General features: G+C 61.4%; 15 protein-coding genes. 4 read left to right on the forward strand and 11 right to left on the reverse strand.

Translation table 11 applies throughout. The features are described from left to right. Nucleotides 1–22: 22 nt before the first annotated feature. Nucleotides 23–1,105, forward strand: coding sequence for a hypothetical protein (locus HHL09_RS12535; protein WP_169454976.1), 1,083 nt, complete (start codon nucleotides 23–25; stop codon nucleotides 1,103–1,105). A 49-nt stretch (nucleotides 1,106–1,154) separates the two neighbouring features. Beyond that, nucleotides 1,155–2,102, forward strand: a complete 948-nt coding sequence (locus HHL09_RS12540) for a glycosyltransferase family 9 protein (RefSeq protein WP_169454977.1) — start codon at nucleotides 1,155–1,157, stop codon at nucleotides 2,100–2,102. 34 nt (nucleotides 2,103–2,136) lie between these two features. Here the strand turns inward: HHL09_RS12540 and HHL09_RS12545 are convergent, their stop codons facing one another. Genes HHL09_RS12545 through ispG form a run of 3 tightly spaced genes read right to left on the reverse strand, consistent with a single transcriptional unit; the run spans nucleotide 2,137 to nucleotide 4,657 of the window. Beyond that, nucleotides 2,137–2,595, reverse strand: coding sequence for a DUF2017 family protein (locus HHL09_RS12545; protein ID WP_169454978.1), 459 nt, complete (start codon nucleotides 2,593–2,595; stop codon nucleotides 2,137–2,139). Then, on the reverse strand, nucleotides 2,592–2,867 hold the full coding sequence (gene clpS / locus HHL09_RS12550; protein ID WP_169454979.1) for an ATP-dependent Clp protease adapter ClpS: 276 nt from the start codon (nucleotides 2,865–2,867) through the stop codon (nucleotides 2,592–2,594). Before clpS ends, HHL09_RS12545 begins: the two co-directional genes overlap by 4 nt. Before the next feature lie 2 nt (nucleotides 2,868–2,869). Next, nucleotides 2,870–4,657 carry a (E)-4-hydroxy-3-methylbut-2-enyl-diphosphate synthase gene (ispG, locus tag HHL09_RS12555; RefSeq protein ID WP_169454980.1) on the reverse strand — a complete coding sequence of 596 codons (1,788 nt, stop codon included), beginning with the start codon at nucleotides 4,655–4,657 and terminating at the stop codon, nucleotides 2,870–2,872. Nucleotides 4,658–4,789: 132 nt separating this feature from the next. On the opposite strand from ispG, the gene HHL09_RS12560 reads away from it, so the two are divergent. Both HHL09_RS12560 and HHL09_RS12565 read left to right on the forward strand, forming a co-directional pair. After that, nucleotides 4,790–6,739 (forward strand): DUF4394 domain-containing protein, encoded by a 1,950-nt coding sequence (locus HHL09_RS12560; RefSeq protein WP_169454981.1) that lies wholly within the window; start codon nucleotides 4,790–4,792, stop codon nucleotides 6,737–6,739. A gap of 83 nt (nucleotides 6,740–6,822) precedes the next feature. Next, nucleotides 6,823–7,824, forward strand: coding sequence for a hypothetical protein (locus tag HHL09_RS12565; protein WP_169454982.1), 1,002 nt, complete (start codon nucleotides 6,823–6,825; stop codon nucleotides 7,822–7,824). 192 nt (nucleotides 7,825–8,016) lie between these two features. Here the strand turns inward: HHL09_RS12565 and HHL09_RS12570 are convergent, their stop codons facing one another. The 8 genes from HHL09_RS12570 to HHL09_RS12605 form a co-directional block, all read right to left on the reverse strand. Next, nucleotides 8,017–8,547 carry a hypothetical protein gene (locus tag HHL09_RS12570; RefSeq protein ID WP_169454983.1) on the reverse strand — a complete coding sequence of 177 codons (531 nt, stop codon included), beginning with the start codon at nucleotides 8,545–8,547 and terminating at the stop codon, nucleotides 8,017–8,019. Between the two features lie 27 nt (nucleotides 8,548–8,574). Next, nucleotides 8,575–9,555 (reverse strand): hypothetical protein, encoded by a 981-nt coding sequence (locus HHL09_RS12575; RefSeq protein ID WP_169454984.1) that lies wholly within the window; start codon nucleotides 9,553–9,555, stop codon nucleotides 8,575–8,577. A gap of 96 nt (nucleotides 9,556–9,651) precedes the next feature. Continuing rightward, the gene (gene atpC / locus HHL09_RS12580; RefSeq protein ID WP_169454985.1) at nucleotides 9,652–10,062 is read right to left on the reverse strand and encodes an ATP synthase F1 subunit epsilon; all 411 of its coding nucleotides are present in this window, start codon (nucleotides 10,060–10,062) and stop codon (nucleotides 9,652–9,654) included. Between the two features lie 87 nt (nucleotides 10,063–10,149). Continuing rightward, the gene (atpD, locus tag HHL09_RS12585; RefSeq protein WP_169454986.1) at nucleotides 10,150–11,616 is read right to left on the reverse strand and encodes a F0F1 ATP synthase subunit beta; all 1,467 of its coding nucleotides are present in this window, start codon (nucleotides 11,614–11,616) and stop codon (nucleotides 10,150–10,152) included. A gap of 41 nt (nucleotides 11,617–11,657) precedes the next feature. Beyond that, on the reverse strand, nucleotides 11,658–12,182 hold the full coding sequence (locus HHL09_RS12590; protein ID WP_169454987.1) for a DUF4410 domain-containing protein: 525 nt from the start codon (nucleotides 12,180–12,182) through the stop codon (nucleotides 11,658–11,660). A 32-nt stretch (nucleotides 12,183–12,214) separates the two neighbouring features. Then, on the reverse strand, nucleotides 12,215–13,114 hold the full coding sequence (gene atpG / locus HHL09_RS12595) for an ATP synthase F1 subunit gamma (protein WP_169454988.1): 900 nt from the start codon (nucleotides 13,112–13,114) through the stop codon (nucleotides 12,215–12,217). Between the two features lie 52 nt (nucleotides 13,115–13,166). Next, complete coding sequence (gene atpA, locus HHL09_RS12600) at nucleotides 13,167–14,708, reverse strand: F0F1 ATP synthase subunit alpha (RefSeq protein ID WP_169454989.1); 1,542 nt, start codon at nucleotides 14,706–14,708, stop codon at nucleotides 13,167–13,169. Between the two features lie 50 nt (nucleotides 14,709–14,758). Then, the gene (locus tag HHL09_RS12605; protein ID WP_169454990.1) at nucleotides 14,759–15,151 is read right to left on the reverse strand and encodes a F0F1 ATP synthase subunit delta; all 393 of its coding nucleotides are present in this window, start codon (nucleotides 15,149–15,151) and stop codon (nucleotides 14,759–14,761) included. Nucleotides 15,152–15,177 lie beyond the last annotated feature (26 nt).

A 15,177-nucleotide genomic window follows, 5' to 3' on the forward strand; every position in this document is an offset into this window, starting at 1 on the left:
TTTTATCGGTTACACTCCACAGGTGTCCGAACCGCAAGATCCAGACACGGAGAGCGCCACTGAGGAGGAAGAGGTCGACCTTGAAGCGCTGCTCGAGGAGTTCCGGGAGCCGGAACCGCCTCCACGAAAGCGCGGGAATCCGGTGTGGCTCATTCTAGCGGTGATCCTCTCGATCCTCGCAATCTGGATGGTTCCACAGGCTACGGAAGGGAAGATCGGCTTCGGCATCGCGAAGGCCCCGGCCACCATGAAGGCGACGAAAGTGCGCGATCGCTCGGCCATCGCGGCGGCCCTGCAAGGGAAGGATCTGAGCGAAGACTATGTGGCGAGGTGCAAGAAGGGCCTGAACTCGCTGGAGGTGCGCTGGATTGCCGAAGATTTCCGGGGAGAGGGTCTGGATGACGGACCAGGCAGCCTGTTGGAGACCATGCAATCGCTAACAGCCAGTGGCCCGGCGTGGGCTCCTGCGAGCGCGGAGAGCTCCGACCGGCTGGAGAAGCTGGCCGGCCTTTTGGGTGGACGGCAGCGGGCGTGGTATCGCTCCGCCCTGGCCGATGCCTTGCGGCTCGACGACATGCAGCGTCACACGCTGAAGAAGACAAGCTCGGAGGCTTTTCAGGAGGATTGGGAAAGCTTTGAGAAATCGCGGCAATCCACACGGGACAGCATTTATGCAACCACAAGAGACGCGCCCTATAACGGTCTCTTGTATGCGCCCCAGTGGCTCAGTGACGATCGCTATGCTCCGTGGCGTCTTTGCCAACTGAGCACCGAGCAGCTGGGAATCACCCGCTACGATGAGGTGAAGGACAAGCAACTGGCGGTGATCGGCTCGGGCGCGGCCGAGGATGCGCCGTCCTGGCTGGACCTGAAGCCGCTTCATCTGGTGACAACGGAGGAGCTGTCCTATGAGGAAGTTTTCGGCCAGGAGAAGCGCGATGCGAGCGCGGTATTTCCCTTCGCGGAGGGTCAGAAGATCCCCGATGAAGGCAAGCTGCTGGATTTGGCGAAGACGCTGCATCCAACCCAGTTGAAGATGATGCTCCTGCTTGAGCCGAAACGCGCCGGGGAGTTGTTGGAAGAACTCGAACGGGAGGGGGAGTGAAGGGCATGACTTGCCCGCCGGGGCCTGCCACGCGTAGGCTCCGCCACACATGTCCGAAGCCCCGCTGATCCAACCCGGCGAACCGCTCCTCGTCGCCGCTCCGGCGGCTTGGCGGGAAGCTTGCCTGTCCATCCCGGCGATGCGCGCCTTGAAGCGGATGGGCTTGGATCTCCGGGTGTTATGTCCGCAGGCCCAAATTCATCTCTGGGAAGCGAGCGGCTTCACCAAGGTGACGGGTTATTCCGAGAAGACATCGGTCCGGGGAATCACGGCCCTGTTGGAAAAATCGGGGACGGCCCTGGCTTGGGAAGCGGGGGATGCAGCGGAGGCGGTGGCCAAGGCTGGAATTCCACGGCGGCTCGGCCCGCCTGCGAAGGGGCTGGAGAAGCGGCTGACAGAACGGATCACCATCGTGGAAAGCCCCGGTCCGATCCGGCATCGCGTGCAGTTCTACTTGGGGATCGCAGCAAAGCTGGGAGCGGAGACCATGGTGGCGGAGAACTTCGCTCCGGCGTCGATTGGCGTCCCGCAGGATCCAGACCGCGTCTTGCTGGTGCCGGATTCGGATTTCGGCAGCCACTACGAGTGGCCTCTGGAGCGCTGGGTGGACCTGGGAAAGACGATCGTGGAAAGCGGCAAGCTGGTGCGCGTGGGAATCGCCGGGGCGCACGGGCAGAAGCTGGCGGCCGCTCTGGAGGGGTCTGATAGCGTCCGCCTGGAGCTGCCGGCCTTGGAGGAATTGTCCGCGCATGGCCTGTGCATCGCGGCGGAAGGCAGCGTGCCGCATCTGGCCGCGCATGTGGGTACGATGTGTCTCGTACTTTTCGGGCCCGGTGAACCGGAGTGGATGAGGCCGCTGGGCCGGCAACACGGAATCGCGAGAAGGAAAGTGGAGTGTTCGCCTTGCTTCGCGAACAAGTGCGTGATGGACCTGCGTTGCCAGAAGGAGCTGGAGGTAACCGAGGTCCTGAGAGTGCTGGAGGGGATGGGAAAGTAGGAAAAGGCTTATCCACACCGCTACACCGCATTCCTCACTTTAGCACGTAGTCGAGCAGGAGGCTCTGGACGTGGAGGTAGAACTGCGAGCGGAACCATGCGGAACGCTTTCCAGGAGTCATTTCTCCGGGTTCTTCACGGGAAAAACCATAGCGCTCTTCCAAGGCAAGCCGTGCCTGATTCAGGCCGCCGTACCAAGGCTCCGAATCATCCCGGGTGATAAACACCTCGCCGGGGCCCTCTCCATCTCCAGCGTGGGCAATCGCAGCTTCGATAACATCGAGCTGGGAGTTGAATTCCTCGCGGAGTTCAGGAATCACGAATTCCTCCCAATCATCCATGCTGTCGTCTCCTGCCATCTTGGAGGAGACGCGGTCGGCGAGGTCAAGTCCCCCACCGCGGGCGTCGTATGAGATGCAGCGTAGCACCATCCAATCGAGCGCGTTCTCGACGTCGATGCGGAGACCGCCTTGCAAGGTAGGCGCCACCTTCATTCGGTCTTCTCCATCGAGGTCTTCAGCTGATGGGCCTGGAGCTGCTGGGTATAGAACTCCGCCTTCTCCCGCTCTCCCGTCCAGACAACCGAGCGCCCGCGCTTGTGGACTTCCATCATCAGTACCGAAGCCCGGTTCTCCGGATAGCCGAAGATCTTCATGAGGACGAGGGTGACGTAGCCCATCAGGTTCACCGGGTCATCATGGACGATGACGTTCCATGGAACGTCCAGCGAGACGTCTTCAACGGTCTGGGTGAGGGTATCGGACATGATCAAACTTCCACGGGTTCTCCCGCGGGTGCGTCGATCCACTTGCCGTGTTCGCGGATCAGATCGATGAGGCGTTCCACCGCTTCGTCCTCGGGGATGTTAAACTTCACCGCCTGCTTGCCGACATAGAGATTGATCTTTCCCGGAGCGCCGCCGACGTAGCCGAAGTCGGCGTCCGCCATTTCGCCCGGGCCATTCACGATGCAGCCCATGACGGCGATGCGCACGCCCTTGAGGTGACCTGTCGAAGCGCGGATCTTCTGTGTGGTGCTCTGGAGATTGAAGAGCGTGCGGCCGCAGCTCGGGCAGGCAACGTAGTCGGTCTTGAAGATGCGGGTGCCCGCGGCCTGGAGGATATTGTAGGAAAGGCGCAGGGATTGGCCGGGAGCGGGCTCGCCATTGACGATCACCGCGTCCCCGATGCCATCACAGAGCAGGGAGCCGATGTGGCGGGCCGCGACGAGCAGCGTTTCCACAAAGTCACCGCTCTCCGTGGCAGGCTGAAGCGTGTCCTTCAGGAGAATCGGATGCCGTGCATCCAGGCGGAAGGCCAACATGCGGAAGGCGGAAATGACGTCGAGGCCGATGCCATCGGCGACAGTCACGAGCTGCGTCTCCGCGCCGTGATTCAGCGCGGAAAGAGCGGCTTCGTCGCGGGGATCGATGGCGACAACACCGGACTTCTCAAGGATGATCTCCGGCTTGAAATCGCCCATCTTCGCGATCTTGTGCGCGACGGCGTTCCATTTTTCCTGGGTGGTGAAAACGCGGACGGTTTTATCGCCGCCGAGCTCGTGGCCCATGATTTCCATCACATTCGTCTTACGGCGTTCGTAGGAGAAAGGATCGTAGGAAGGCACGAGGTCGTGCGGTTCCACCACGGAAGGCTTCGTCTGGAAGGGAGCGGCAAGCGCCTGGGCAACCGGAACTTCGAAAACAGGATCCTCCGTCAGGGAAACGCGGATCGTATCGCCGATGCCGTCGGCGAGCAGCGAGCCGATGCCGATGGCACTCTTGATCCGGCCATCCTCGCCATCGCCGGCTTCGGTCACGCCGAGGTGGATCGGGTAGTTCCAATCGGAACCTTCCTGCTCGAGACGCGCAACGAGCAGGCGATAGGCCTCGATCATGACCTTCGGGTTCGAAGCCTTCATCGAGAACACGAAATTGTGGTAATCCATTTCCCGCGCAATGCGGGCGAATTCCAAGGCGCTCTCCACCATGCCCAGCGGCGAATCGCCATAGCGGTTCATGATGCGGTCCGAAAGCGAGCCGTGGTTGGTGCCAATCCGCATGGCGCGGCCAAGCGACTTGCAGAGATCTACCAGGGGTGCGAATTCCTCCCGGATGCGCTCCAGTTCTTCGGCATACTGGTCATCGCTGTACTCGCGGACCTCGAACTTCTTCTTGTCCGCATAGTTTCCGGGATTCACGCGGACCTTCTCGACCCATTTGGCGGCCTCCAGCGCGGCATCGGGCTTGAAATGGATATCGGCGACCAAGGGGACCTGGCAGCCCGCGGCGCGAACTTCGCGGGCGATGTTTTCCAGGTTCGCGGCGTAGATCTTTGTCTGGGCGGTGATGCGGACAATCTCGCAGCCGGCTTCCGCAAGCTGGAGAACCTCCGCAACACAGGCGGGGGTATCCCGGGTGTCGGAGGTGATCATCGACTGCACGCGGATCGGATTTCCGCCTCCAATGCCGACATTTCCCACCATGACCTCACGGGTCAGGCGGCGGGAGTAGGCCAGAAGGTCGGGGCAGTATCGCAGCAGCGCGTGGTCGCTCATCCATCGGGAGATACACGATGTTCGCAAGCTCGGCAACGGCTGCGGGAGGGGGACCGTGCACAAGGACGGCCCGAGGCCAAAAGGACACCGAAGGACCCTTGATTATAAACGGGAAATGGCTATCAAACGCTCATGAGAGCTTCCTCCCTGCTCGTCTCTTTTCTTGCGATCCTGCCTCTCGGCGCTGCCGTCCCCTCCAGCTTGGGCAAACCGGGCACCGGCCTGGTGCTGCTGACGGATGATTCGAAATTGCTGATGTTGAGCGACAACGCCCCGACACTCATTTCCCCACCCATGCCGGTCACGGGCGTGACGGCGGGTGACTCGCTGCTGGCAATCGACATGCGCCCCCAGAATCAAGGGCTCTATGCGCTCGGCGTGAATACCGCCAGCGACACCGTGCGGCTTTATCATGTGTCCTCGACGACGGGCTTTGCTTCTCCGCTGGGCAGCCCCGCGATTCTGGCAACGCCGGGCGGCTCGACGATCCAGCTCGATTCGCTGCGCTTCGACATCGACCTCAATCCGCAAGCGGATCGGCTGCGGGTGGTGGCCAGCTCCGGGCTGAACTTCCGCATGAATCCGAACACGGGTGACTGCATCGACAGCGACGCCAATGCGAGCAACGGCATCACGCCTGACGGGTCCATCAACGGCCTGACCACTTCGGTGGATGGTGCGGCCTACACGAACAACGTGCCAAACACGGTCATCACGACGCTCTACACGCTCGATTCGGTCACAAACTCGCTTCATATCCAGAATCCGCCTAACAACGGCACCCAGACGACGGAGGTGAAAATAAAGGTGGGGGGCATTCTACATGATTTCTCCACCACCCATGGCTTCGACATCCCCGTGGGAGTGAATGCGCCGAGCATGAATACCGCAGCGAGCGGCGCGGCGTATGCCGTCTTGGAATCCGGCACGCGGCGGCTCTACCGCATCAACCTGAGCGACGGTGAGGCAACGCTTTTGACCGTGCCAGCAGGAGTGAACATCGTGAGCCTGGCGGTGCGCACCCAAATGCCTGCGGCCATCGCGTTGGATGCGGGGGGATTCCTCGTAAGGTTCCGCACCGACGCACCGGGCACTTTGACCACGCTTGCGACGGGCAGCCCGTCCTCAGGTGAAACCCTCGTAGGAATCGACTACCGCCCGGCGACCGGCCAGTTGTACGGGCTGGGGATCGATTCGGCCAACAACGACGGGACTTTGTACTTGGTCGATCCGCAAACCGGAGGACTGACGGCGATTGGAACCCCCGGCCAAATCGCCTTCACGAACGAAGCCGCGACGACAATTCCGCTTCCGCCTGCTTCCGACGGCTACGGCTTCGACTTTAATCCGCAGTTGGACCGGCTGCGGGTGACCAGCGGCGGTGCGGGCGGCCCCGGGATCAACTTCCGCGTGAATCCGAATACGGGAGCGCCCGTTGACGGTAATCTGGGCCTGGCCTCTCCGCCGGCTGGCACGAATCCGGATGGGGCGATCAATGGAGCGGCAAGCGGGGTGACTGGCTGCGCCTACGCAAATTCATACGGCTCGTTTCCAAGCACCCAGCCGACGAGCCTGTACACCTTGGACCCGGCAACGAACTCGCTTTACCTGCAAGTGCCGCCGAACTTGGGAACCCAGACTTCGGGCAAGCTGGTGAGGCGGAATGGGGCGACACTCGATTTCACGGCGGTATCAGGCTTCGACATCACAGCCGAGGGCGGAACAACCGCGGGTGATAATCTGCCCTCGAACGGTCATGGCTGGGCATCGCTGACAGTGGGAGGTACAAACTCGCTCTACCGGATCGACCTGAGAACCGGAGACGCCGTATCTGCCGGCGCGATCGGTGTTGGCACCGGAGTCTTGGTAGGACTGGCGGTAGCGGGCGAGGATGGTGCGGGCTTCGCACCGCTGACTTGGGCTTCCGTGGCGAGCTCCAGCTACCGGATCGAAACGTCCACGGATCTGACGAATTGGAAGCCCTATGGGATCGCCGTGATTGCGAACGGTGCCACGACAAGCGTGCCGGTGCCGTGGTATGGCGGCGAAAAGAAGAGATTCTGGCGCGTGGTTCTTCCCTGACGGATGGCGATTTGAAAGACGAGCCGTTTTTACCGGACGATGCCGCTTCCCGGCGGCGCTTTCCGGCGTAAGTTCCCACGCCCATGAAGAAGCGCTTCTTTTTCCTAGCCACCTGCCTGCTGAGCGCCCTGCGCGCGGAACCGCAGCCGGAAGCCAAGGCTCCTGCCGCGGTGGCGGCTGCCGAGGAAGCCCCGCAATTCATCCGGGTGGAGGAGAAGGAAGCCGCCACCGAGCTCCAGACCGCAGTGGTGAAATTCACGAAAGGTGATGCAAGTGTAGAGCTGGTGGGGGCGGTGCACATCGCGGACAAGAAGTACTACCAAGCGCTGAACAAGCGCTTCGAAGGATATGAGGCGGTACTCTACGAGGGCATCGGCGGGGGTCGCCCGGCTGAACCGGCCGCGGAGGAAGAGGAAAAGGCGGATGCAGCCGCTGCGGAGGACCAAGCTGCTCCAACCGCCATGGAGGAGCCGGAGAACGGCGAGAAGGCCCTCGATGAGCGCTTGGCGGATACCGAGGCTCACGCGGCAGGTGAGGACGCAGAAGACAACAAGCCAAAGGCGAATCTGGACGGACTCCATGGTGCCTATCTCTCCGGAGCAAAGTGGCTCGATCTCAGCTACCAGATGCTGGAGATCAACTACCTGAAGGACAACTTCGTCCACGCCGATGTGACTTTGGAAGAGTTCGCCGCGCTGCAAGCGCAGCGGAAGGAGAACCTGCTGAGCTTCATGGTGAAGACCGGTATCCAAGCGGCAAAGAAGAAGCCGGTGAAAGAGCCAAGCTCTCTCCGGATGCTCAGCTCGATCATCAAGGGCAACAAGAACGGCCTGAAGCGCGAGCTGGTGCACACGCTGGGGGCCGGGGATGATCAAGTTTCAGGATTGGCGGGAGAGAACGTGATCATCGGCGATCGCAACGCGAAATGTCTGGAGGTGCTCGACCGGGAAGTAGCCGCGGGAAAGAAGAACCTGTGCATCTTCTACGGAGCCGCGCACTTCCCGGACATGGAGAAGCGCTTGATCGCCGGAGGATGGACCAAGCAGGAGACCGGATGGGTGACTGCGTGGGAAATCGGCCGCTAGTGCCGGGATCGTTTGTTTTGCGGAGGCGAGGGTAAATGCGGGGCAGGGGACTGCTCCAAACTTGCTTGGGATTTCCCGATAAATAAGATCCCAGGGTCTCACCCCCTTTGTTCTCCCCCTATTTACAAACACGCTTTACCCCCGGGTAAATGCCGGTGGTGATTCATGCCTCCTCCCCGCAAGGGAGGGGGCTTATCTTTTGTAGTCCTTCACGGTGAAACCGGGCAGGGGAGAAGTGATCCAGACCATGTCTCCCTTGGTTCGATCCCGGTGGGGCAGGCCGCCTTCATCGCGAAGATCCGGCCCAATCGACCAAAGGTGGGGCGAACCATTCGGCAGGAGGCGATAGTGAAGCGCCTCGCGTGAGAAGGGATCCAAAGGGATGGCGGAAAGATAGTCCGGAACCAGGTCGCCCAAAGTAGCCGGGTGACTGCCATGCTTCAGGCGATAGCGCTCCAAGGCGATACCGGTGCGGACAAGGGCAATGCGGGCTTCAGCACGAAGAACAGCGGTGACCATGGAAGTCAGGACGCTCCAGCCTTTGGCATTCACATCGAGAGCGCGGTAGCTGCCGCCTTTGCTCGCAACGATCATCTCTTCATAGGAGGCCTTGGCCTTGGCAAAGCGGGCAAGGTCCTCAGGCTCGAAGCGGGTACGTGCGTTGCCATCCGGCAAAGTCACTTCGTTAAAGAGGTTACGCTGGCTCTCCACCATATTGGACATGGTCAATCCAAGCGGGCGTAACTCGCACTAGATGCCGAGAAGCCGGCCACGGATGATTTTTTGATCGGCTTCCCAGCCTTCAGTGAAGTTGACCCCCTGATGGTGCCGCTCCAAGGCACGGACATTCTCCGCCCAGATCTCGAGTAGGGCTGCTTCTCCGCGAAAAGCGGAGATCGCCGCGGCCTGATGATTTATACGACCCAAAACCGAGTCGAACGACGCGAGTTGGGCATCGGTCCAAGATGAGCGGACGATGCCTTCCCATATCATGTCACTGATTTTGCCTGAGAGGACCTCGGAGAGGATGAGAGCTACCAAAGTCGGCTTGGATGAGAGATAGAGCCTGTGGCAATCCAGCATCGCTTCGACATTGGCAGCGGCCCTGTCGCTGTTACCAAGGGCGAGGTGGAGATAGGCTTCGTCTGCGGCGAACTCAGCGACCGGACGGAGACGGTATTGTGACCGGACGATAATCTGAATCGCTTCGGCGCCGTTACCCAAAGGACCCTCAATGGGCCAAGCGGCGTGGGGAAGTTTCAGGGCGTCGCGCAGCTCGTCCAAGCGCTGTCTGGAGGGCTTGATAGCGGTAAGCAGACGGCTTGCGGCTTCCGATTCATCGGAGGGAGACGGCTTTAGCCATGTGCGGATATCCGCTTTGCGGGCGAGGGCGGACTCCCCTTTATCCGGACGCCGGGATAGGCCGCGAGGCCGCGGCTCGAGAGACTGGAGAGCCTGCACAAGGCTGCCAGATTCCTCCGCAAGCATGGCGGGATGAAGGAAGAAATTCTCCGCGGGGGATCCAGAGGACGAGAAGTGGATGTCGGCGTTCGTGACGTAGCCCTTCTCCTGTATCGATTCGAGGAAGCGGTCTACGGAGCGACGACCGAGCCATGCCGTGATCGGATAGGCAAGCAGGGCTAGCGCAAGTAGGGCAAACGGCGAGCACGCGAGGGCGATCTTCGTCCGGCGAGAACGGAGGATCTTCCAGACACGCGGAGGCAAGCGCATGGTGGGGATTGTAAGCAGGAGGCCCGGAGATGAAAACAAAAGCCCGCCGCGGCGAACCGGGCGGGCTTCTGGAAATGCTATGGAGCTTGGAGGCGCTTAGCGCGGGCGGCGCTTGAGCCTGAGCTGCACCATCGACTTGGCGATGACGGCCTGGAGGTGAGCCACCTCTTCGGCATCGTGATCGTGGCCGAACTTCGCGAGCTGCTCTTCCGCACGGCGGATGGCCTCTTCGGCCTTCGACTCGTCGATCTGCTCCTCGCCCATCGCCATGTCGGTAAGGACCTTGACGTTGTGCTGGGTAACTTCGGCGAAGCCGCCGCCGATCGCCAAGGTGATGGTCTGCCCGCTCTTTTCGTAGCGGAGTTCACCCGGCTGCAGGGCGGTCACCAGAGCGGCGTGGCCATCGAGGATGCCAAGCTCGCCATCAGCCCCGGGCAGGTAGACGTTGCCGACGGTGTCGGAGAAGACCTTCTTTTCAGGGGTGACGATTTCGAGGTGGAGAGCCATGAGATTTGAGAGACCAGAGTCCGGAGACCGGAGGCATGAAGTTCGGGACCTTGTCCCTGGCTTCCAGCCTCCGGCTTCTTCGAAGGATTAGTCGCGGGAGACGCTGTCGATGCCGGCCTTCATGTAGAAGTTACCTTCCGGCACATCGTCCCACTTGCCGTCGAGGATCTCGGCGAAGCCCTTCACGGTGTCTTCGATCGAGCAGAGGGCGCCGGGCACGTTGGTGAAGATTTCCGCCACGTGGAACGGCTGGGTGAGGAAGCGCTGGATCTTACGAGCGCGGAACACGGTGAGCTTGTCCTCATCGGAAAGCTCGTCCATGCCGAGAATCGCGATGATGTCCTGGAGGTCCTTGTAGCGCTGGAGGACCAGCTGGACGCCACGGGCGACGCGGTAGTGTTCCTCGCCGACGACTTCCGGGGCGAGGGCCTTGGAAGTGGAAGCGAGCGGGTCCACGGCCGGGAAGAGCGCTTGCTCTGCGAGGCCACGCTCAAGCACCACGGTCGCGTCAAGGTGAGCGAAGGTGTTGGCAGGAGCCGGGTCGGTAAGGTCGTCCGCAGGCACGTAAACGGCCTGGATGGAAGTGATCGAACCCTTGTTGGTGGAGGTGATGCGCTCCTGGAGACCGGCCATTTCCTCGGAGAGGGTCGGCTGGTAACCCACGGCGGACGGGGTGCGGCCCAGAAGAGCGGACACCTCGGAACCTGCTTGGGAGAAGCGGAAGATGTTGTCGACGAAGAGGAGCACGTCCTGGTTCGCCTCATCGCGGAAGTGTTCCGCCATGGTGAGAGCGGAAAGGGCGACGCGGAGGCGGGCGCCTGGCGGCTCGTTCATCTGGCCGTAGCAAAGAGCCACCTTGGAGCCCTCCTTGGAGAGGATCGGGTTGCCCTTCTCGTCGAGAGCGACGTGGCCCTTGGCGTCCTTTTCGGTGGCGATAACGCCGGACTCGATCATTTCCCAGTAAAGGTCGTTACCTTCACGGGTGCGCTCACCCACGCCAGCGAACACGGAGAAACCACCGTGCGCCTTGGCGATGTTGTTGATGAGCTCCATGATCACCACGGTCTTGCCCACGCCTGCACCACCGAACATGCCACCCTTACCACCCTTCAGAAGGGGGCAGATAAGGTCGATGACCTTGATACCGGTCGGAAGGATTTCAGTCGTGGCGGACTGATCGACGAGAAGCGGAGCGGCACGGTGAATCGGGGAGCGATGCTCCGGATTCGCGAGCGGAACGTTTTCGTCCACAAGGTCGCCGGTCACGTTGAAGATACGGCCAAGAACCTGATTGCCCACCGGCACGGCGATCGGCTTGCCGGTGTCGTTGAGAAGCATGCCGCGCTTGAGACCATCGGAGGCGGACATAGCCACCGCGCGGATCCAGCCGTCGCCAAGGTGCTGCTGAACTTCGAGCACGAGCTTCGTGTCGACACCGTTCAGGTTGTAGGTGACTTCGAGGGCGTTGTAGATCCCCGGAAGCGCGGAGGCTTTCGAGAAGTCGGCGTCAACGACGGCGCCGATGACCTGGACGATGGTTCCTTGGTTGCTCATGGCAGCGGTGCTCAATTCAGTGTTCAGTTTTCAGGTCGAAATCAATGGGCGACGGCGAAGTCGGCAGCTTTCTCCGCCACGTCAAAGGCAGCGGAGCGACGAATCACGGGAAAATTATCGGCGATGCCCATCATGCCTTGCTTGCTGCTGCGCTCGACCTCGAGGGTCCCGAGCAGCTTGCCGGTGGTGTTGTCCACAAAGCGGGCGGTGCAGGAAAAGTGAGACTTGCCGGTTCCGAAGCCGACACCGATGCGCAAGGCACTGTTGCCCTGCTCAAGGTAGGTGACATCGCCCTCAATGCGGACGGCGCGGCCGGAATAAGAGCCGGAGGTCACTTGGGCGAACTTCTTGCCGTTCCTGAGTTCCTCCGAGAGCACGGAAGCGAACTCCTTCGACAGGGCCTCATCCGCGGAATTCGGCTCTTCTTCCTTGTAAGTGAAGCCTTTTACCACCGCCACCTGATAGGGAGCGGTGGGTGCCGATGCCTCGACGTAGTCCGTGCTCACGCCGCAGCTCGCGCAGAGGAGCGCGGCGGCGACAGGCAGGATTGCGAGGATAGGCTTCATCGTGAGAGGGAGGTGGAAGGGCGACGCGGAGATCACTCCATGGCCTTCATGGCCGTGGTGATTTCGAGAAGTTCCGCGGTGATGGCTGCCTGGCGCAGCTTGTTGTATTCGAGCGTGAGTTCCTTGATGAACTTCTTCGCGTTGTCGGTGGCGCCCTTCATGGCGACCATTCGCGCGGAGTGCTCGGAAGCACGGCTCTCGACCAGCATCTGATAGACCTGGAAGTTGATGTAGAGCGGAAGCAGAGTGTCGAGGACGTCCTTGCCGGAAGGCTCGAAGAGGTAGTCCTTCGAGAGAGCGGCGGCGTGATCGGTCTCTCCGACCTTCACGTCCTTGCCCATGCCTTCGTAGTCCTGCTTTTCGCCAAGCGAAGCGGTGGAGATCGGCAGCAGCTGCACGACCGTCGGCTCCTGGCGCATGACGTTGATGTAGTTCGCGAAGGCGACGCTCACCTTGCTGTAGCCGCCTTCAAGGAAGGCCTTGGTGAGGAACTTCGCGATCGGACGAGCTTCCGAGAACGGAACGGGGTCCCGCACTTCGAAGTCGGCCAGCATGTTGCGACCGGCTTTTCCAAGCTGGTTGCGAAGCTTGCGACCGACGGTGACAATGTCCGCATCCGGGGAGACGTCCGCACGGACCTTCTTGCCGAGGTTCGTGTTGAGCGCGCCGCAGAGGCCCTTGTCGGTGGAGATCACGAGCACCAGCTCCTTGCCGCCTTCGCGGGTCTGGAGCAGGGGATGCGCTTCCTCGCCAACGTTCTCCTTGAGGTTCACGAGGACCTGGTTGAGCAGGTCCGCGTAGTCACGGCCGGCCAGCGCCTGGTCCTGCGCCTTCTTCATCTTGGCGGCAGCGACAAGCTGCATCGCCCGCGTGATCTGGGCGGTGTTCTTGACCGACTTGATGCGCCGGCGGATGTCGCGAAGGTTGGCCATATCAGAAGAAAGCTAGGAGCAGGGAGCGTGGAGCAGGAAGAAGCGGGCGGAATTACTTCCAGGAAGCCTTGAAGTCGTTGAGCGCCTGCTTGACGGCGTCAACCGCGGCGGCGTCCTTCTTGAGATCCGGCTTTTCGTTGCGGATCTTGTCGAGGAGCTCGGTCTTGCGGGTCTCGAAGTATTCACCCATCGCGTTTTGGCAGCGCTTGATGTCGGAAACCTTCACGTCATCGAAGTAGCCGTTCTGCATGGCGAAGAGGAACACAGACTCCATCTCCATCGAGAAGGGGGAGTACTGGTTCTGCTTGAAGAGTTCGACGATGCGCTGGCCGCGCTCGAGCTTCTTCTTGGTGGACGCGTCGAGGTCCGAACCGAACTGGGCGAAGGCCTGAAGTTCGCGGAACTGGGCGAGGTCGAGCTTGGTGGTGCCGGCGACGGACTTGATGGTCTTGGTCTGGGCGGCGGAACCCACGCGGGACACCGAAAGACCCACCGAGATGGCGGGACGGATGCCTTGGTAGAAGAGGTCGGTTTCCAGGTAGATCTGGCCGTCCGTGATCGAGATCACGTTCGTCGGGATGTAAGCGGACACGTCACCGGCCTGCGTCTCGATGATCGGCAGGGCGGTAAGGGACCCACCACCGGCGGCGTCCGTCAGACGAGCGGAACGCTCAAGAAGGCGGGAGTGGAGGTAGAACACGTCACCCGGATACGCTTCGCGGCCGGAAGGACGCTTCAGGATCAGGGCCACCTGGCGGTAAGCCACAGCGTGCTTGGAAAGGTCATCGAACACGATGAGGCAGTCCTGGCCCTGGTCCATCATGTATTCGGCAATGGCGCAGCCGGCGTAAGGAGCGAGGTACTGCATCGCTGCGGCGTCCGAAGCGGTGGCCGAAACGATGGTGGTGTATTCCATGGCGCCGGAATCTTCCAGCGTCTTCTGGATACGGGCGACGTTCGACTGCTTCTGGCCGATGGCGACGTAGATGCAGTAAAGCGGCTTGTGGTTCTGCAGCTTGCCCTGCTCGGCCAGCTTGTTCTGCTTGGCCTGGGAAATGATGGTGTCGACAGCGATGGTCGTCTTGCCCGTGGAGCGGTCACCGATGATGAGCTCACGCTGGCCGCGGCCGACGGGGATCATGGCGTCGATGGACATGATGCCGGTCTGCACCGGAACGGACACCGACTTGCGCTTGATGATGCCGGGAGCGATCTTCTCCATCGGATAAGCAGCAGCGGCGGCGATTTCGCCCTTGCCGTCAATCGGAGCACCAAGGGCGTCCACCACGCGGCCGAACACATTGCGACCCACCGGGATGGAGAGGAGCTTGCCGGTCGTGGAGCACTCCATGCCTGCCACGATCTTGTCGTAGCTGCCCAGGAGCACGACACCCACTTCACCTTCTTCAAGGTTCATCGCGAGGCCGGTCACACCGCCGGGGAACGAGATCATCTCGTTCAGCATCACGTCCGAAAGACCTTCGACCTTGGCCACGCCGTCACCGACTTCGCGGACCACGCCGACATTCGACTTTTCGACGGAGGCCGTGACGTTGGCGATCTCCTTTTCGAGTTCCTGGAGGATGCTGCTCATGACGAGAGTTTGCTAGTGTTCAGTGTTCGGTTGCGGCGGAGGGCCAAATATCAAAAAGCTTGGGCGAGGCGGTCGAGGCGGCCCTTCACGGAGCCGTCGAAGACGTCGTTTCCGACGCGGATCTTGAGTCCCCCGAGGAGCTCGGGATTGACGCGGAAATCAAAGGTGAGATCGGCACCGTATTTCACGGCGAGGCCGGCGATGACGCGGTCGCGGGAGGCTTGGTCGAGTTCGGTGGCGCTCTCCACGGTCACGCGGCGGCGCTCGATCTCGAGACGAACGAGGCGCTTCAGGGCGAAGAGGATACCGCGGAAGCCACGGGGCTTCTCTTGGCCAATCCGGCGCACGGCAGATGCGAGCTTCGCCTCGTCAAGACGGCCGCCCGTCTGGCAGAGCCGGAAAATGCGGCGGGCGGTGGCGGTAGCGACCTTGGAGATTTTCATGACGATGACGAAGCAGCGGAAAGAAT

Origin of the sequence: Luteolibacter luteus, assembly GCF_012913485.1 — a bacterium.
Taxonomy (GTDB): domain Bacteria; phylum Verrucomicrobiota; class Verrucomicrobiia; order Verrucomicrobiales; family Akkermansiaceae; genus Haloferula; species Haloferula lutea.